We start from the raw sequence: 18,234 nt of genomic DNA, 5'->3' as shown, positions 1-18,234 counted from the left end.
ATCCGGCTGCTCATTTTTATTTAAATAAATTCGCTATCTAATATTAAGCGTAATATTTCTCTACTACTTCTGCACAACGCGCACAAACTGTTGCGTGTTCTGCATGTGAGCCTACTGTTTCAGAAATTGACCAGCAACGTTCACATTTCTCACCTGTTGCTTTTTCAACTACAATTGAAACGTGCTCAAGTGCCAACGCTTCTGCTGGAGCTGCGTCAAGTGGAGCTACTTCAAAAGCAGACACGATTGAAAGCTGCGCAAAGTCAATATTAGCATCACTTAAAAGTGCCACGATATCTTCTTTTGCATAAACCGTAATTTTTGCTTCTAAAGATTTACCAATTGTTTTTGCATTACGAGCCTCTTCAAGTGCCTTTAAGATATCATTACGGACAGCGATGATGTTGTCCCATTTCGCACGTAGGCTTTCGAAGTTTGCTTGTTCAACTACTTCTGGGAAGTCCGTTAATTGAACAGATGCTTCTTCAACATCTAAGTAAGACCACATTTCATCCGTAGTATGTGGGATGATTGGTGTCATAACCTTTAATAATGTCATTAATGTATCATGCATCACAGTTTGCATTGCACGACGGTCTTTATTGTCATGTCCTTCGATATACACAACATCTTTTGCGATATCTAAGTAGAACGAAGACAATTCAAGAGCTACAAAGTTGTTTACCGCGTGATAGACTGCTGCGAAATCATAACGATCATATGCAGCACGTACCGTTTTAAGCACATCTTGTAGTCGCATATATACATACTGATCCATCTCACGTAAATCAGCATATGCTACGCGATCCGTCTGTGGATTGAAATCTGAAACGTTTCCGTGTAAGAAACGGAATGTGTTACGAATTTTACGATATACTTCAGACACCTGTTTTAGCATATCCATTGAAATACGAACGTCAGCTGTGTAGTCAACAGATGCTACCCAAAGACGTAGAATATCTGCACCGTATTGGTTCATTACTTTTTCAGGAATGATGACATTCCCTAAAGATTTACTCATTTTGCGACCATCGCCGTCTAATACGAAACCATGAGATAATAAGCCTTTATATGGTGCGTGACCGTTGATTGCAACACTTGTAATCAGTGAAGAGTTGAACCAACCACGGTACTGGTCAGAGCCTTCTAAGTAAAGGTCAGCAGGATATTTCATGCCACGCTCTACTAACACACCTTGGTGTGAAGAACCCGAGTCAAACCAAACGTCCATAATATCATTTTCTTTAGTGAATTCACCGTTCGGACTACCCTCATGAGTAAAGCCTTCAGGAAGTAATTCCTTCGCTGTTTTTTGGAACCATATATTCGAACCGTGCTCACGGAATAATGCAGAAATATGCGTAATCGTTTCAGGTGTAATGATTGGTTCACCATTTTCTGCGTAGAAAATTGGAATCGGCACACCCCATGCACGTTGACGAGAAATTACCCAATCTCCTCGGTCACGAATCATGTTGTAAAGACGAGTTTCACCCCACGTTGGTGTAAATGTTGTATCTTTAACCGCAGCAAGTAGCTCATCACGGAAAGCATCAATAGAAGCGAACCATTGTGGTGTTGCACGGTAAATTACTGGTTTCTTCGTACGCCAGTCATGTGGGTAAGAGTGCGTAAAGAAGCTTAACTTCTCAAGTGCACCTACTTCTTCTAATTTAGCTGTAACCATTTTATTGGCATCATTGTAGAACACACCTTCAAAGCCAGGTGCTTCATCTGTGTAGCAGCCACGATTATCTACTGGGCTAAGTACTGGTAAATCATATAATTTACCGATATTGTAGTCGTCTTCACCGTGTCCTGGTGCAGTATGAACACAACCAGTACCAGCTTCAGCTGTTACGTGCTCACCAACCATAACTAATGATTCACGGTCATAGAATGGATGCTGCGCAACAATGCGGTCCATTTCTTGGCCTTTTACTTCTTGTACGATTTCATATGACGTCCACTCAAGTGCAGTCGAAACTGTTTCTAATAAATCTTTAGCGATGATGAACTTTTTATCTTCTACCGCAACAACAACATATGTGAATTCAGGGTTTAATGAAATCCCTAAGTTTGCTGGTAATGTCCAAGGTGTTGTTGTCCAGATGATGAATTTCGCATCTGCTGGTACTACGCCTTTTGCATCTTTAATCGCAAAGCTAACATAGATTGAAGCTGATTTTACATCTTGATATTCAATCTCTGCTTCAGCAAGTGCTGACTCAGAAGATGGTGACCAGTATACTGGTTTCAGACCTTTGTAAATGTAACCTTTTTCAGCCATACGTCCAAATACTTCGATTTGACGCGCTTCAAATTCAGGCTTTAATGTAATATAAGGATTTTCCCAGTCACCGCGAACACCTAGACGACGGAACTGTGTGCGTTGACGATCGATTTGTTCGTATGCATACTCTTCGCAAAGTTGACGGAAATCTGCGATAGACATTTCTTTACGTTTTACGCCTTTGTTTGTTAATGCTTGCTCGATTGGTAAACCATGTGTATCCCAACCAGGAATGTAATTCACATGATAGCCAGTCATTGAACGATGACGAGTAATCATATCTTTAAGAACTTTGTTTAAAGCATGCCCGATATGGATGTCCCCATTTGCGTATGGAGGGCCATCATGTAAAACAAACTCTGGACGATCTGCTGTACGCTCCATTTGTAATTTGTTAATGTCCATCCCATTCCATTTTTCTTGCATTTTCGGTTCATTAGCCGGTAAGTTTCCACGCATTGGGAAATCTGTTTTTGGCATTAATAATGTTTCTTTATACTCTACCATTTAGTATTCCTCCTTCAATTTCCTACAGATTATTGAGGCATTCATGCACTACTTCAAAGGGTTTCAAACAAATAAAAAAGCCTCTCAATCCCTAAAAAAGGGACGAGAAGCTTGAACTCGCGGTACCACCCTAGTTGCAGTATATAAGTATACTACCTCTTGAAAGCACATTAACGTCGTGCGCCACGAAATAACTTACTGTTAGTTCAGTTATTTAGCTCAGGAATGATTTTCTTTGTTATTTGCTTGTTTGGGCTCGCACTATCCCCAAATCGCTAACACTACAGCTAACAAATACTGTTTCCGTCTCTGCCTGTATTATGCAATATATAATAACTACTTTTACAAAGTATATGAAAATCAGTGCCTATCGTCAAGTGAAATTAACTACTTATACTTTGCCTGACTCCTGTGCACCTTCAACAGAAGATTGAATCTCTGTTAAGTCAATATCGTACTGTAGCAAATGTTCCCAATCATCCGTATTTAATAAATCCAGCTGTGCTTCCACTAACATTTTGAAACGGTTGCGGAAAACTTTTGATTGTTTTTTTAGCTCGTCAATCTCTATTGTAACTTTTCGAGCTTTCGTTAATGCTTCATTGACAATACGATCAGCATTTTTTTCTGCTTCTTTGACTATCAATTTTGCCTCTTTTTGAGAATTCCGACGTACTTCATCAGCTGCTTCTTGAGCTACAACAATCGATTTTTGTAACGTCTCTTCTAAAGAATTGAAATATCTTGTTTGTTCTAGAGCTGCTTCTAATTGCTTTTCGGCTTCCTTCTTTTCACGTAGCAATATTTCATAGTCTTTAATGATTTGATCTAAAAATTCATTTACTTCATCTTCTGCATAACCTCTGAAAGATTTCGTAAACTCCTTATTATGTATATCAATAGGTGATAATGGCATACGATCCTTCTCTCCTTTACATTAACATTCGTACTCACTATTATACATTTCTTCTAACAACTTCGCAGTAAAAATAAATGAAATTCACAAGTTTTTTAGCTTTTTTGTGTCAATCGACCAATTTGAAGTCGAATTTTATCCTTTTTTGTTCGACCTTCTGTCATAATTACTTTCACACGGCCGCTCCCTCTAACCGATAAAATATCGCCCTCCTGTAATTCAAACGCCACTGTATCACGTTCTGTCCAGTTTACACGCACTTTATTCCCTGTAATCAACGCTTGAGCCTTCTGGCGGGACACGTTTAGTACGGTAGCTAAAATAACGTCTAAACGCATAGAAGATACTGTATGTGATTCTTCTAGCCATTCATCTTCATTTAGAATAAGCTGTTCTGTTTCTTTAATAAATTCTATATGCACCTTCACTTTACCAATACCAGTTAAATGTAATCGGACGTAATCGGCCACCTCTTGTGCAACTACAAATTGTACTTGGTGCTCATTCACACGAATATCGCCGAATTTAGCACGATCCAAACCAAGTGACAGTAAAGCGCCTAGCACATCTGGATGACGAAGTTGTACAAATTTAGATGGATATTGAATGGTGTACACAGTCAGTTGAAAGTCATCTTCCTGTGGCTCAAAATATGACGGAAAAATAAGCATTCGCTGCCGTTCAGCATCTTCAAACGCCCCCGCACTCACTGTTTGTAATTCATCCGTTTGCCCCAAAATAGATGCCACAATGAATCGTTGTCTCGGATCTAGAAAATCTGTTAACTTTGGAGCATAGCGATCTTCTACTTCACGTTGCCAACTGATAACTTGTTCAATGAAAGGTTGTTCATCTTTTCTAAAATGTTGAATTAAATGTTCCAAATAGTGCCACCCCTTTTATCTCTTCCTAAACAAATAAAAAACCCCCACCAATTAGTGAGGATTTTCAACTAGAACAAAAAGTAAATTTTTCCAATTACAATAATAAGTCCCCGATGAATATAATTCAACAAGAAGATTGCTACAATTGGAGATATATCAATCATCCCAATCGGTGGTATGAATTTCCTAAAAACTCCCAAATATGGCTCACATACTTTTTCAAGCATACGACCAATTGCTGAATTTTGGGCAGCTGGTACCCAAGACATTAAAATATAGGCTATTAACATTAGTGAATAAGCATTGAATGCCATACCTATTAGATTTATAATTTGAATCATATATCCTACAATCCTCGCTCATTAGTTATCGTCAATAATAAAATTAGAAATTTCACCAGATACCTCTACATTATCCGGCGTACAAAGAAAGATATCTTTACCAATACGTTGTATGTCGCCACCAAGTGCATAAACAGTTCCACTTAAAAAATCGATTATACGAACTCCTTGCTCACGATCAATACGTTGTAAGTTTACGATTGTAGCACGCTTATTTTTTAAGTTTTCCGCAATATCCTGCGCCTCTGCATAGATTCTTGGCTCTACTAATACCACTTTAGAACCTTTAGAAGACATTGCCGCTTGAATGCTAACAATATTGTTATTCGGTACGTTATTTTGTGGCACCACTTCATGAATCGGAGCTTTACGTTCCTTCATCATTTTTTTTGACTTCACTGCTTGTAGTGGTTGCTGCTGTTGTACTTGCTGTTGAATAGGAGCCTGCGTGATTTCTTCTTCTATTTCTTCTTCGAGATAAAAGAAATTTTTAATTTTATTTTTCATGCTCATCCTGTTCCCCTCTTTCATTTCCAACAAGAGCCGTGCCAACTCGAACGAATGTAGCTCCTTCCTCTACCGCAATTTGGAAGTCATTTGACATGCCCATAGATAACTCGGTACAAGGTGCGTGTGCTAATCCTTGAACGGCTATTTGCTGTTGACATTGTTTTAATTGCTTAAAAACAGAGCGAATTACCGATTCATCCTCTGTATTTGGCGCCATTGTCATTAATCCAACTACTTGAATTTTCGTAAAGTCCTTTAAAGATTCAATAAATGATACAGCTTCCGTAGCATTTAAGCCATGCTTAGATTCCTCACCTGAAACATTTACTTGAACAAAACATTTCACAGGTTCTATTGCTCTTTTCTCTATTTCTTCTGCTAGGCTTAATCGATCTAACGAATGTAAATAATCAATCTGATTAATAACCTGTTTTACTTTTCTTGTTTGTAAAGAACCAATATAATGCCAGTGTACTGGTTCATTAATAGCTTGGATTTTGTTGTTTAAGCCTTCAGGTCTATTTTCGCCTAAATGTGTTAGCCCTGCAACAATCGCTTCCTGTGTTCTTTCCACAGAGACTTCTTTCGTAACAGCAATAATGTGTATATTATCCCCTTCACGATGCGCTTGTTTTTGTGCTGCTATAATTTGCTCATTAATTTTTGTTAAATTTGTTGAAATTTTAGTCACTATTTTTCCCAACTTTACAACATTAGTTTTCTACATTGTAACAAGCAATGCTTCATTTATCAATAAATAGCCTGACCTATTAGCAAAAGCATAATTACTTACTTAGTATACCCAATCGGTACAAATGCCTAGACATCTAAGAGAGTGACTTGACTAAAATAACATCTTTGCCTACGACAAGTACATCTTTCATGAAAACTTTTTTAATAGACTCTTCTCCTCTAAAAAAACCAAGATATTTGCGAGGTTCTGCAATCATAAAGGCTGTCACATAACCAGTTTCTTTTGAAACTTCTGCATCCACCACAAAGCCCAAAAATCGCCCATTGCCCGCTTCAATTACTTCCTTTTGTTGTAAAACAGAAAAACGCATCAATATCCCCCCTAAATCTTTTACACCTCGGCATAATTAGATGTGCCGCTAAGCTTTCAGCAACAAAGTAGCATCTTATATCATCCTTGAGGGCTTTATCTTTATTCAGCGGACGTTTAGACACCCGCTGAATAAAGATAAAACCACATTCCTTTAGAGACGCTAATTTAAAGCTAAATGAAGATAAAATGCGCACCGAAATCTCAGGTGCGCATTGTCTAGTTACTTATAATCTTTTTGCATTGTTTCAATTGCATTTTTTTCTAAGCGTGAAATTTGCGCTTGTGATATGCCAAGTTCCTTCGCAATTTCTGTTTGAGTTTCGCCAAAATAGAAACGCTTCGCTAGAATCATTTGTTGACGTACATCTAATTTTTGCATGCTCTCTTTCACCGATACATAGGCAACCCACTGATCTTCTGATACAGCATCATCACGAAGTTGATCCATCATATAGACTGCATCACCACCATCTGCATATATTGGCTCTTGCAATGATACTGGGTCTTGAATAGCATCTAAAGCAAACAAGACATCTTCCTTTTTCATATCAATCATTTCAGCTATTTCCTCTATCGTTGGCTCACGTAAATTATCTGTAATCCATTGCTCTTTTGCCTGCATAGCTTTATAGGCAATATCTCGCAATGAACGAGAAACTCGTAACGCATGATGGTCACGTAAATGGCGACGAATTTCACCAATAATCATTGGTACAGCATATGTTGAAAATCTTACATTATGCTTCAAATCGAAATGATCGATGGCTTTCATAAGCCCAATGCTACCTACTTGAAACAAATCATCTGCCTGTTCTCCCCTATAGGCAAATCTCCCAACAATACTGAGCACCAATCTTAAATTACACATGACAAGCTCTTCCCTAATCTCGGTTTCTCCTGCTTGTAAGCGAATGAAGAGTTCCTTCATTTCCTCATGTTTTAATATTGGCAAAGTCGATGTATCTAAGCCGCAAAGATCTACTTTTGTTCGCATATTCGATTCCTCCGGATGTTGTTCTCTGACTTAAACCGTGAAATCAGTTTGTCCTGAAGAAATAAGAATATGCACAAAAGTCTTAGCCAATTTCAGGTAGGGCAATATTTCCTGCTCACGAAATTGGTTGATTTAAATTTTCTCGTAAATCTTGAATAATTTTCTTCTCTAAACGAGAAATATAAGACTGTGAAATACCTAAATGATCAGCTACTTCTTTTTGTGTCATTTCAATTTTCCCATTTAAACCAAAACGACATTCCATGATGTAACGCTCGCGCTGTCCAAGTAAATTAATCGCATGGAACATATGCTGACGCTCAATTTTTTTCTCAACATTGTCTAAAATAATATGCTCTTCTGTCCCTAAAATATCCGACAGTAGTAGCTCATTTCCATCCGCATCGGAATTTAGTGGCTCATCTAGTGAAACTTCACCTTTCATACGGCTCGTCTTGCGCAGATGCATTAAAATTTCATTTTCAATACAACGAGATGCATAAGTAGCTAGCTTAATGTTTTTATCAGTATTAAACGTTTCAATTGCTTTTATAAGGCCAATCGATCCGATACTTATTAAATCTTCTATCGGAGTTCCTGTATTATCAAAACGTCTCGCAATATAGACAACAAGACGCAAGTTGCGTTCAATTAGTGTATCTCTTGCTCGTAAATCCCCGTTCATAAAGGATGCAATCACCGACACTTCTTCTTCTCGACTTAATGGCACTGGCAATGAATCGTTACCCCCTATATAGTACGTCTCACTACTACGAAACTTACCCCATATTTTTTTCAAGCTAGCAAGTAGCCTAAGAAGCAATAGTTTTCCCCCTCTATGATTGATTTGAAAGCGCTGAAAAATGTAATATCGCTGCTGTGCTATGTGGAAAATTTTTCGCTTTTTTTGTCAAAACGATATATTCATTTGTTTTCACTTGAGATGATTCCCCTTTGATATGCAATTCATCAAAGCGAAAACCAAGTACAATCGTCTGTTGCTGTACCGTATTGACATGAATAAATCGTATAATCCGCTGGTAATCTGGCGAAAACATCGACACATTATACGGATCTGTTTCTTGCCATTCTGCTAACGCTTTTTTTATAGATGTCGGTATATTTGGGCGCAAAGCTGTATACGATACAAAGTGGACTGGTTTTCCAGATAGTGGTTCAATACATTGATTCCCTGTATCGACAAATGCCGAAAGTGGAATCGTTTCACCAAAAATCTTTAAAGTCGTCTCGTAGACAAATTGACCACTGAAACGTTCGAGCTTTACAAATCCCCATTGTTTATAAAAAACAAGCAAATTGCCGACTGCTAACAAAAAGCAAATCAAAATGAAATGAATGACAGAAAGGTTACTTAAGTACGGTTGTAATGCTGTTAATAGCCCTCCCACAATGACCGTTGCCGTCAATACGATAGGTCCTTGCTTTTGAAAGCTACGTACTTTAAAACGAAAAGCAATACCAATTAGTACAATAAAACTCAACAACGTAATCATTAGCGTCTGTCCACCTACAACAGCTATGAAACTACTACAAATCGAACTCATCAATAGTCTCTTATTCTTTACATGAACTCCGGTCACCTTTGCTGCAAACGTAAGTATCGCCAGATTATAAAGCGTATTAATGAGCACCAGCCATTCTCCATACATAACAGCCGCCTCCTAATTACTAATTTAGCACGCGACTTACACAAATATTGTCAAACAGTAGCATCGATTTTGAAAAACATTTTGACAAAAAATCTGCTTTCCTTACATTTTAAAACAGACCTACCAACTAACCGATTTTATCCAACCCTACTAATAAAAAAGTGGATTTCCGCTCCGGGCTACAATCTATAAATAAACTTATATCCGTTAAATCTTCATAGAGAGCTAAATGATTAACGATAAATTTATACAACATTCCCTAACTCACTTGATTTTAAAACAAAAAAAGTCCGTATTTTACTAATGTAAAATACGAACTTTTTATACTACGTATCTGCTATTTAACCGCGGTTTTTACGATTACGTAAAAATGCTGGTACTTCTAGCATATCATCTTGTGCATAATTTTGTTGAGCTTGGCGCGGCTGTTCTTGTTGAACATGGACTTCTTGGCGATGTTCACGAACAGGCGCTTGTTGTTGAGGTGCTGCCTGACGAGTAGTATTCAACGTCGGACGTGACGGGCTACGTTGTTGTAAAGCTTCCTCTGAGAAGCCAGTCGCAATAACTGTCACGATGATTTCATCTTTTAAGTTCTCGTTAATAACAGAACCGAAAATCATATTTACTTCTTCATCAGATGCCGAAGCAACGATATCAGCCGCCTCTTGTACTTCAAATAAACTTAAGTTTGAGCCACCTGTAATATTCATTAGTACACCTTTAGCGCCATCAATTGAAGACTCTAATAATGGACTTGAAATCGCTTTTTTCGCAGCTTCTGCGGCACGATTTTCACCTGTAGCAATACCAATTCCCATTAATGCAGAACCTTTGTTAGACATAATCGTTTTTACGTCTGCAAAGTCTAAGTTAATAAGACCTGGTGTTGCGATAAGATCCGAGATACCTTGTACACCTTGACGTAATACATTGTCCGCTTCACGGAAAGCTTCAAGCATCGGTGTAGACTTGTCCACGATTTGTAATAGCTTGTCATTTGGAATAACGATTAATGTATCAACCGATTCCTTCATGCCATTAATACCGCCGATTGCTTGTGTTTGACGTTTACGTCCTTCGAATGTAAATGGACGCGTTACAACCCCAACTGTCAAAGCACCTAAATCGCGTGCAATTTGTGCAATAACTGGAGCTGCCCCGGTACCAGTACCACCGCCCATACCAGCAGTGACAAATACCATATCCGCACCACGTAGTACTTCTTCTAATTGTTCACGGCTTTCCTCAGCAGCTTTTTTCCCAACTTCGGGATTTGCTCCTGCACCTAAACCACGAGTTAGCTTTGTTCCAATTTGTAATTTAGCTTCTGCCTTAGATAAATTTAAAGCTTGTGCATCAGTATTGACTGCAATAAAGTCAACACCTTGTACACCATGCTCAATCATTCGGTTTACGGCGTTGTTACCGCCGCCACCAACACCAATTACTTTTATAACTGCAAGCTGATCGACACTTGTATCAAATTCTAACATACTATTTTCCTCCCACGGTAACTCGACTCTATTTCATCCATTACGCATTCGCATTAATCAAAGAATTTATCAAGAAATTTTTTAGCTTTCCCAATTACACTGCCTTTAGGCTCTGTTGTCGCGTATTCTTGTTTTTTTGTAGCAACATTTTGAACTCCTACAGGTGCATATTCACTTGGATGTGTAATCGTACTTTTTCCATAGAAATCGTCTTCTAAATAGGCGTAACGGATAAGTCCAACCGCTGTCGTAAATGAAGGCTCTCTAACGCCAATATAATCAGGTGTATAAATTCTAACACGTGTTTGCAATACTTGACGTGCTAAAGGTGCGATTCCTTCAAGTTGAGCAACGCCACCTGTTAAAACTACACCGCCTGGTAAATCCCGTACACCTAAACGTGCTAATTCATCAATAATAAGCTCAAATACTTCTTCTAAACGTGCCCCAATAATTTCTGAAATGAAGCGCTGGCTATACTGATCTTTTGAATCTGTACCGACAACTGGCACTTCAAATAATTCATCGTCTGATGCATCATCATAAAAGGCATGTCCAAATTGTTGCTTAATTTGTTCGGCTTGCTCTGTAGGTGTTTTTAAAACAATTGATAAGTCTTTCGTGATGTGATCACCACCGACAGGTATAACACCTGTATGTGTTAACTGCCCATCCTCAAACACTGCAATTGTCGTCGAACCGCCTCCCAAATCAATGAAAGCTGTTCCTTGATTCTTTTCGTCCTCGGTTAGTGAAAAGAAACCTGCCGCGAGTGGTTGCAGATATATTTCTCGGATGCTTAAACCGGCTCGTTCTACACACCGAAGTACATTGTGTAAAAGTGTTTTAGATGTAGTAATCATTGTGGCATCCATTTCAAGACGAATACCAATCATGCCACGTGGATCTTTAATTTCATCAAGATTATCTACAATAAATTGTCTAGGTATTATATTGACTAGCTCACGTTCAGGAGGTATGGACATGACTTGTGCAGACTCTACTACTCTGTCTAAATCATCATCTGTAATCTCTCTATTCTCGCTGCTGACAGCCACAACACCTTTTACTAATTGTAACATGGTTTGGTTAGCAGGAACTCCTAAGACTACCTCTTCTATCGTATAGCCTGTCATACGTTCTGCTTGTTCTACCGCTTTTCGAATAGATTGTACTGTTGCATCTATATCAACAATTGCTCCTTTTCGAATACCATTTGACTTGACGTTTCCAACGCCAATTACATGTAATTGACCGTCACTCATTTCACCTATTAATACTTTGATAGAGGAAGATCCTATATCAAGAGATATATATAATTCTTGCTGATTCAACTCGCTGCACCTCCTTGAAAATGCTCTTATTTTCATTCTATTGTAAATTTCCCATAATGTCTAAGCAAATCGAGTATTTCAATCAATTTTCCTCTTAATTTATGGACGAAATTTTCTTCTTGTGACGTTTCTCCCCCCACTTAGTTAGTAGAATACGCCTAATTATTGCTATATTTTGGAATAAACGTACACCGAACGCGAAAATTGCCGCTAAATATAAATCCACGCCTAAATGTACACCTAGGAATGCTAAACCTGCTGCAAGCATAATGTTAAAGAAAAATCCAGACATAAAAACCTTATCATCATACACTTGTTGTAATTGAGCACGTATCCCACCAAATAAAGTATCTAATGCAGCTAATACTGCAATAGATAAATAATTTTCATAAATTGCAGGAATTTGAATATTCGTTAATAAACCAATAGCAATTCCTAGTAGTAAACCTAAAAATGGTAGCCACATATGCTATTCTCCTTTTTTAACCTCTTTTAAGAAGTCATTTGTTAACGAATTTTCAAATGCTGGGATGGTTAATTCGTCGATTGGTTCTTCAATAATTAGGTTAAAGTTGTCCAAATAGAACGAGTCTATAAAAGTAGAGGCTTGTATAGAATTGTACATCTTTTGTGCATCTTTATGCGAATTTGTGCCCACGTAAATTTCAAATGGTGGTGAACTTAACGGCACACTATTGACAGTTGTTTTCCCATTGATATCTCGTATAGCAGACGTAAGTACAATTCGATGCCCATCAATCGCCACATTCGTCGCACCATATTTAAACAACGCGTTTGTTAATTGAATTAGTAAATCTGGAGATACTTCTTCGATTTCATACCCCATTGCTACTAATTCTGGTGCTGGATTAATGCGTAATATAACACCTGGTCCAGTAATCTCTGTAAGTCCAGCTTGCAGTTTTAACTTTTCAACTGTTTCACTCAATACAACTTGCATATTCGTCTCCTCAGATTGTTCATAGCGATCTACAACAGCATTTAGTGAACGAATTTCCGCTAATAAAGTAGAATGCCGTTTCTTTTCTTCTGAGAGTTCCTCACGAATTGCCCATATATCTCGAGTATCACGTTCTGCCGGTTTGCGAATAGTATTGTATTGTATCGCCATCATTAGTCCGATAATAAACAGCACAATGGTTATTCGGGTATACATATTTTTTTTCAAAATTGTCCCCACCTAGACATATCGTATTAACTGTCCGATTTTACTTTTGACATCATTATTTTTTGATTTTCTTCTAACGTTACGACAATATTTTCATTTAATAATTGATTTATTACTCCACCCTTTAAATTTAATGAAGCACTTAAAGTGGCGGAATCCCCAACTGCCTCAATAACAAAAGGGGCTGGATGTTGCTTTCCATCAATCGTAATAACAGGTCCATTACAATGAATATAAGAATTGGCCATTAAACGCTGGCCATTGATAGCGATTGCTTGTGCTCCCGAAATTTTCAATTCATGCAAGACTTTAAACACATGACTCTCGTGTACAATATAATCATTTGGATTAACCGCTGTTGGATCGTATTCGGCATCCTGTAATGTCATTCGAATGCCCTTTCCCTCCGCTGTTAATTCTCCTAACAATAATCGTAAATCCTCTGCTTCTTCCACAAGCTGTTCATATTCATTTTCAGTAGAAGCATACTTCTTTTCATATTCACGAATTTTATCTTGTAAGTGATTCGTCTCTTCAGCAAGCTCTTTGTTACGCTCTTGCTGTTCAATTAATTCCCCTCGATATGAATCCTCTTGTGCAAAAAGCTGTGAATTTAACGAATTTGACATTTTTTTATCCTGTGCCTGATTATAAGAATAGCCAATGATAAACCCGGTAACTATACATACGATTAAGATTTCGAACTGCTTTCTAGATAAAAAGCTCCCTTTGGTGTTCTTATTGTTCATCTTCAGCCACTTCCTGCTCGGTCTTTTCTACATCTTCTGACATGTCCAATTCCACTTGATTGTAGGCCTTATTGTACGCTTTGAAAGATGAGCCAACCTCTAAATCAATAATACCCTTGTCTAAATGCAAAATTTGCGCTACCATCGACGGATAAAAATTGAGTTTTTCCGCGAGCGTCGAAATGACTGCACGTACCTCGTAGCCATCATTCATATATAGCTTGATGGCATTTGGATTCGTTTCACTTTCGTTCGAATTGATTTGAGAGATGAGAGCAAGTACTTCAGGTTTTAAGAGCGCTAATTGCTTGACAAGCTTCTCAATCTTTTTTTCACTGGTAATACCGATAAAGACAGGAGCATCAATCGGTATATTGTCATCAGCTTGTTCGAAACGCTCGCCATTTTCTAACAACGGATAATATGTGCCATTCTCCGCTAAGTAAGCAACTTTTTTCCACTCTTCGACTTCGATTGTAACTTTACTTAACCAGTTTCGTTTTACCTGTACATCTTCAACCCATTTATTCTTCAATAATGCTTGCTCCACATCTTTTACTTTGAAGCCCCACATAGATTGCCCTTCAACAATCTTACTTGCCTTAACATAATAACTTTCGTCTGCTAATTGAGCACCCTTGACATGTATTGTTTTTATATCACTGTAAGGGGATTGAAAATAGAGGAGTACAGATAATACTAAAAAGAAAAGTAATATTAACACTAGAAATTTACGATTGGTTCGCTTCTTCCTACGTTTTTTCAGTGTTGGTATACGATCTTCAATGTCAATTACCTTCTCCATATTATGCACTCCCTCCTTTATATTTATTTTGCAAATTGATAAATAATACCTATTATTAACCACATTGTTACTAAAGATGTACCTCCATAGCTAATAAAAGGCAATGTTACTCCAGTTACAGGTACTAAACCAATTACTACAGCAATATTTAAAAAAGCTTGCACACTCAACATGGTAACAAGTCCTATAATCGCGTAAAAGGCTGTTCTTGTCGTAGCTTGGATCGCTAGTTTGTACCCCGCATACAAAACAAGTACAAATAATGCAACAATGGCCAACCCACCCACTAAACCAATTTCTTCTAAAATAATCGCGAAAATAAAGTCGTTTTGAGGCTCAGGTAAATATAAAAACTTTTGCCTACTTTGTCCAAATCCATGTCCGAAAATACCCGCTGGCCCAATAGCCATCAATGATTGTACAGCTTGGAAGCCACTCCCTAAAGGGTCTATCCATGGATCAAGAAATGCCTCAATACGCTTCAAGCGATATGGCGCTGTTACAATTAAAGTCGCTAACCCAGCAATACCTGCCACAATAAACAATGCATAGAGTTTTAATGGATAGCCTGCAACAAAGAACAACAAAAATACAGACACCACTAAGATAAAAACAGAACCAAAATCAGGTTGCAACATGATAAGCACAATTGGTAGCAATAAAATCGCACCATGTCGCCAATTTACAATAGCTTTCCCTGTTTTATGCTCAGCTAAAATGTGACTCATGTATACAAGTACCGTAATTTTTGTTAGCTCTGCTGGTTGTATTGTTAAAGGCCCTACTCCAATCCAGCTTTGTGAGCCATTACGGACAAGACCTATTCCTGGAATCAAAACGAGTACAAGTAAAACTAAAGAAAATATATAAGCCATTTTCCAAAAGGATTTAGTTTTTAGAACCTCTAGTCGAACAGTGACAAAAAATACTACAATCGCTACGACGAAGTATACACTTTGCTTCATATAAAACGGCATTTTTTCACTATAATGAATTGCACTCCAGTAAGTGCCCGCAGAATAGACGAAAATAATGCCGATTATTGATAGCATCAACGTTGTTATGAGCAATAAATAGCTTTCTTTCCCTCTCAGTAATGCCATCCTTCCATCTCAATTATATTCTAAAATAGTTACAGGCTCATTACAGCTTCTTTACAGCATCAATAAATACGTCTCCACGAATCTCAAAACTATCATACTGATCCCAACTAGCACATGCTGGTGATAATAAAATAATATCGCCTTCAGCTGACATTGGTGCAGCATAATGCACCGCATCTTCTACATTTTGCGCAATGACTGTCTGCTGAACACCACAGGATTTGGCAAATTCGACAAAACGCAAGCCCGTTTCACCAAATGCGACAACGCCCTTTACATGGTGCATAGAAGGTCGCAGTTCCTCAAACGAATGTCCTCGATCTAAACCACCAGCTAGCAAAATAACAGGTGCCGTAAATGCTTCTAATGCACTCTTCGTCGCTAAGCAATTTGTTGCTTTCGAGTCATTATAAATTTTACGCCCTTTCCATTCACCTACAAATTGTGTACGATGACGGACGCCTGCAAATGTCTTTAATACTTCTTCCATCTTTGTTTTATCGCAGTCTACTAAAATACAAGCAGCTACAGCAGCTAAAATATTTTCTAAGTTGTGCTTACCAGGAAGAGCAATATTGGCACGTTCCATATACGGCTCGCCTTGCCAGTAAATTGTTGTTTCATCAGCACTAATACCTTCTTCAGTTCGTCCATTTGAAGAGAATGGAACTTTTTTCGCCTTCGATCTTGCGGCATAACCAACCACGATCGGTTGGTCAGCATTGTAAATGAAATAATCATTTTCGTCTTGATTGCGTGTGACGTTAAATTTTGCCTCTGCATACTTGTCAAATGTACCGTGATAGTCTAAATGTGCATCATATAGATTCGTTAAAATAGCGATTTTTGGCTTAAACGTTTCAGTGCCCATTAATTGGAACGAGGAAAGTTCTGTCACAATATTATTATCCGAATCGGCTTCTCTCGCTACACCACAGGCTACAGTCCCAATATTCCCGGCGATTAGTGGCTTTTTTGCTCCGTTTTCAAGCATTTCAAAAATAAGAGTTGTAGTTGTAGTTTTACCATTTGAACCTGTGATCCCAATAAACGGAGCGTCACTGATTAAATAAGCAAGTTCAATCTCTGTCCATACAGGAATCTCACGACTAAGTGCATCTGCAACAATTTTATTGCTATATGGAATCCCTGGATTTTTCACTACTAATTCAAAACCTTCGTCAAGTAAGTCCTCTGGGTGACGTCCACAAATAACTGTAATGCCTTTTTGAAGTAGTCCTTGTGCATCAGGACTTTCGTCGAACGGTTTTGAATCATTGACCGTCACAAATGCACCCAGCTCATGTAAAATTTCCGCAGCTGCTACTCCACTTTTAGCCAAACCTAGAACAAGCACTTTTTTATGTTGTAAATCTGTGTAATCTCTCATAATAACGCCTCCGATAAGACTGCAATCAATGCTACTGCTAAAGCAGTTGACCAAAATACAAGAACAACTTTCCATTCTGACCAACCTGATAATTCAAAATGGTGATGAATAGGACTCATTTTAAAAATACGTTTTTTACGAAGTTTAAAGCTTCCTACTTGAAGGATCACAGATAATGTTTCAATGACAAACACAAGCCCTATTAATAATAATAAGAACTCTTCTTTTACTAAAATCGAAACCATTGCAATAGCTCCACCAAGCGCAAGTGAACCTGTATCACCCATAAACACCTTCGCCGGATTTGCATTGAAAAGTAAAAACCCGAGTAAAGCACCTGTTACTGCAAACGTAAATACTGCAATATCCGCTTGGTTTTGGAATAGTGCAATAACACCGAATGCCGCAAACGAAATGGAAGCTGTCCCTGCTACTAGGCCATCTAATCCATCTGTTAAATTCACCGCATTGGAGAAACCAACAAGCCAGAAAATTAAAAAGGCTACATAGAAAATGCCTAAATCAATCGACCAATCCGTAAATGGAATGGCTAATGTCGTGTCAAATGACCCTACATGTAATAAGAAGTAGGCAAGAATTGCAATAATAATTTGCCCAATCAATTTTTGAATAGATGTTAATCCTAGATTTCGTTTAAAAATAACCTTTAAACCATCATCTAAAAAGCCAATAACACCAAACCCTACTAGCACTAGTAATAAGACAATTGTTTGTGTCGTGAATAATTCTAAATAACTACCTACACCGACTGTTGTAATAATGATTGACAATAAAAAGATAATGCCACCCATCGTCGGTGTACCAGCTTTTTTCATATGAGATTGCGGTCCTTCTTCGCGAATACTTTGCCCAAATTTTAAGCGACGTAGAAGGGGTATACTAATTGGTGCCAAAATAACTGTTACTATAAAGGCAATAGCTAAGATGGTAAGCGTTGTTGCGAGTTCCATTAAAAAATCTCCTTTA

Annotated in this window: 19 protein-coding genes and 1 other annotated feature; all 19 genes read right to left on the bottom strand. The window is 38.0% G+C overall.

Annotated features, from left to right (window positions below):
- Positions 1–43: 43 nt before the first annotated feature.
- Positions 44–2,800, bottom strand: a complete 2,757-nt coding sequence (gene ileS, locus ACIQZG_RS02825; RefSeq protein ID WP_402753651.1) for an isoleucine--tRNA ligase — start codon at positions 2,798–2,800, stop codon at positions 44–46.
- A 95-nt stretch (positions 2,801–2,895) separates the two neighbouring features.
- Positions 2,896–3,119, bottom strand: a binding site (T-box leader).
- 72 nt (positions 3,120–3,191) lie between these two features.
- Positions 3,192–3,716, bottom strand: a complete 525-nt coding sequence (locus ACIQZG_RS02820) for a DivIVA domain-containing protein (protein WP_402753650.1) — start codon at positions 3,714–3,716, stop codon at positions 3,192–3,194.
- A gap of 95 nt (positions 3,717–3,811) precedes the next feature.
- A complete protein-coding gene (locus ACIQZG_RS02815) occupies positions 3,812–4,600 on the bottom strand; it encodes a YlmH family RNA-binding protein (protein ID WP_402753649.1) in 789 nt (262 codons plus the stop codon).
- A gap of 68 nt (positions 4,601–4,668) precedes the next feature.
- Complete coding sequence (locus ACIQZG_RS02810; RefSeq protein ID WP_402753648.1) at positions 4,669–4,941, bottom strand: YggT family protein; 273 nt, start codon at positions 4,939–4,941, stop codon at positions 4,669–4,671.
- Positions 4,942–4,962: 21 nt separating this feature from the next.
- Entirely contained in the window at positions 4,963–5,454 is a 492-nt protein-coding gene (locus ACIQZG_RS02805; RefSeq protein WP_402753647.1) for a cell division protein SepF, read from the bottom strand.
- Positions 5,438–6,142: a YggS family pyridoxal phosphate-dependent enzyme gene (locus ACIQZG_RS02800; protein WP_402753646.1), complete on the bottom strand. Its 705-nt coding sequence runs from the start codon at positions 6,140–6,142 to the stop codon at positions 5,438–5,440. Before ACIQZG_RS02800 ends, ACIQZG_RS02805 begins: the two co-directional genes overlap by 17 nt.
- A 136-nt stretch (positions 6,143–6,278) precedes the next feature.
- Positions 6,279–6,515, bottom strand: coding sequence for a YlmC/YmxH family sporulation protein (locus tag ACIQZG_RS02795; RefSeq protein WP_402753645.1), 237 nt, complete (start codon positions 6,513–6,515; stop codon positions 6,279–6,281).
- A 222-nt stretch (positions 6,516–6,737) separates the two neighbouring features.
- Positions 6,738–7,511 carry an RNA polymerase sporulation sigma factor SigG gene (sigG, locus tag ACIQZG_RS02790; protein ID WP_402753644.1) on the bottom strand — a complete coding sequence of 258 codons (774 nt, stop codon included), beginning with the start codon at positions 7,509–7,511 and terminating at the stop codon, positions 6,738–6,740.
- Positions 7,512–7,626: 115 nt separating this feature from the next.
- A complete protein-coding gene (gene sigE / locus ACIQZG_RS02785) occupies positions 7,627–8,334 on the bottom strand; it encodes an RNA polymerase sporulation sigma factor SigE (protein WP_402753643.1) in 708 nt (235 codons plus the stop codon).
- 13 nt (positions 8,335–8,347) lie between these two features.
- Entirely contained in the window at positions 8,348–9,181 is an 834-nt protein-coding gene (locus ACIQZG_RS02780; protein ID WP_402753642.1) for a sigma-E processing peptidase SpoIIGA, read from the bottom strand.
- A 341-nt stretch (positions 9,182–9,522) separates the two neighbouring features.
- The gene (gene ftsZ, locus ACIQZG_RS02775; RefSeq protein WP_402753641.1) at positions 9,523–10,677 is read right to left on the bottom strand and encodes a cell division protein FtsZ; all 1,155 of its coding nucleotides are present in this window, start codon (positions 10,675–10,677) and stop codon (positions 9,523–9,525) included.
- 53 nt (positions 10,678–10,730) lie between these two features.
- Entirely contained in the window at positions 10,731–12,011 is a 1,281-nt protein-coding gene (gene ftsA / locus ACIQZG_RS02770) for a cell division protein FtsA (protein ID WP_402753640.1), read from the bottom strand.
- A 94-nt stretch (positions 12,012–12,105) separates the two neighbouring features.
- Positions 12,106–12,477, bottom strand: a complete 372-nt coding sequence (locus ACIQZG_RS02765) for a small basic family protein (RefSeq protein ID WP_402753639.1) — start codon at positions 12,475–12,477, stop codon at positions 12,106–12,108.
- A gap of 3 nt (positions 12,478–12,480) precedes the next feature.
- Complete coding sequence (locus ACIQZG_RS02760; protein ID WP_402753638.1) at positions 12,481–13,200, bottom strand: DUF881 domain-containing protein; 720 nt, start codon at positions 13,198–13,200, stop codon at positions 12,481–12,483.
- Between the two features lie 26 nt (positions 13,201–13,226).
- Positions 13,227–13,949, bottom strand: coding sequence for a DUF881 domain-containing protein (locus ACIQZG_RS02755; RefSeq protein WP_402753637.1), 723 nt, complete (start codon positions 13,947–13,949; stop codon positions 13,227–13,229).
- Positions 13,939–14,754 (bottom strand): cell division protein FtsQ/DivIB, encoded by an 816-nt coding sequence (locus ACIQZG_RS02750; RefSeq protein WP_402753636.1) that lies wholly within the window; start codon positions 14,752–14,754, stop codon positions 13,939–13,941. The genes ACIQZG_RS02755 and ACIQZG_RS02750 overlap by 11 nt, the downstream gene beginning before the upstream one ends.
- Before the next feature lie 23 nt (positions 14,755–14,777).
- Entirely contained in the window at positions 14,778–15,857 is a 1,080-nt protein-coding gene (ftsW, locus tag ACIQZG_RS02745) for a putative lipid II flippase FtsW (RefSeq protein ID WP_402753635.1), read from the bottom strand.
- Between the two features lie 40 nt (positions 15,858–15,897).
- Positions 15,898–17,247, bottom strand: coding sequence for a UDP-N-acetylmuramoyl-L-alanine--D-glutamate ligase (gene murD / locus ACIQZG_RS02740; protein WP_402753634.1), 1,350 nt, complete (start codon positions 17,245–17,247; stop codon positions 15,898–15,900).
- The gene (mraY, locus tag ACIQZG_RS02735) at positions 17,244–18,218 is read right to left on the bottom strand and encodes a phospho-N-acetylmuramoyl-pentapeptide-transferase (RefSeq protein ID WP_402753633.1); all 975 of its coding nucleotides are present in this window, start codon (positions 18,216–18,218) and stop codon (positions 17,244–17,246) included. The genes murD and mraY overlap by 4 nt, the downstream gene beginning before the upstream one ends.
- Positions 18,219–18,234: the final 16 nt, after the last annotated feature.

Source organism: Lysinibacillus sp. NPDC096418, assembly GCF_044762775.1.
In the GTDB taxonomy this organism is placed as follows: Bacteria; Bacillota; Bacilli; order Bacillales_A; family Planococcaceae; genus Lysinibacillus.
This window is presented reverse-complemented; position numbering and strand designations above follow the sequence as displayed.

Excerpts from the sequence above, each read along its gene's own strand:
- ileS (WP_402753651.1), bottom strand. The coding sequence starts at position 2,800 with ATGGTAGAGTATAAAGAAACATTATTAATGCCAAAAACAGATTTCCCA.
- ftsW (WP_402753635.1), bottom strand. The coding sequence starts at position 15,857 with ATGGCATTACTGAGAGGGAAAGAAAGCTATTTATTGCTCATAACAACG.
- ACIQZG_RS02795 (WP_402753645.1), bottom strand. The coding sequence starts at position 6,515 with ATGCGTTTTTCTGTTTTACAACAAAAGGAAGTAATTGAAGCGGGCAAT.
- ACIQZG_RS02805 (WP_402753647.1), bottom strand. The coding sequence starts at position 5,454 with ATGAGCATGAAAAATAAAATTAAAAATTTCTTTTATCTCGAAGAAGAA.
- ACIQZG_RS02755 (WP_402753637.1), bottom strand. The coding sequence starts at position 13,949 with ATGAACAATAAGAACACCAAAGGGAGCTTTTTATCTAGAAAGCAGTTC.
- murD (WP_402753634.1), bottom strand. The coding sequence starts at position 17,247 with ATGAGAGATTACACAGATTTACAACATAAAAAAGTGCTTGTTCTAGGT.
- ACIQZG_RS02810 (WP_402753648.1), bottom strand. The coding sequence starts at position 4,941 with ATGATTCAAATTATAAATCTAATAGGTATGGCATTCAATGCTTATTCA.
- ACIQZG_RS02820 (WP_402753650.1), bottom strand. The coding sequence starts at position 3,716 with ATGCCATTATCACCTATTGATATACATAATAAGGAGTTTACGAAATCT.
- ACIQZG_RS02780 (WP_402753642.1), bottom strand. The coding sequence starts at position 9,181 with ATGTATGGAGAATGGCTGGTGCTCATTAATACGCTTTATAATCTGGCG.
- sigG (WP_402753644.1), bottom strand. The coding sequence starts at position 7,511 with ATGCGAACAAAAGTAGATCTTTGCGGCTTAGATACATCGACTTTGCCA.
- ACIQZG_RS02750 (WP_402753636.1), bottom strand. The coding sequence starts at position 14,754 with ATGGAGAAGGTAATTGACATTGAAGATCGTATACCAACACTGAAAAAA.
- ftsZ (WP_402753641.1), bottom strand. The coding sequence starts at position 10,677 with ATGTTAGAATTTGATACAAGTGTCGATCAGCTTGCAGTTATAAAAGTA.
- mraY (WP_402753633.1), bottom strand. The coding sequence starts at position 18,218 with ATGGAACTCGCAACAACGCTTACCATCTTAGCTATTGCCTTTATAGTA.
- ACIQZG_RS02765 (WP_402753639.1), bottom strand. The coding sequence starts at position 12,477 with ATGTGGCTACCATTTTTAGGTTTACTACTAGGAATTGCTATTGGTTTA.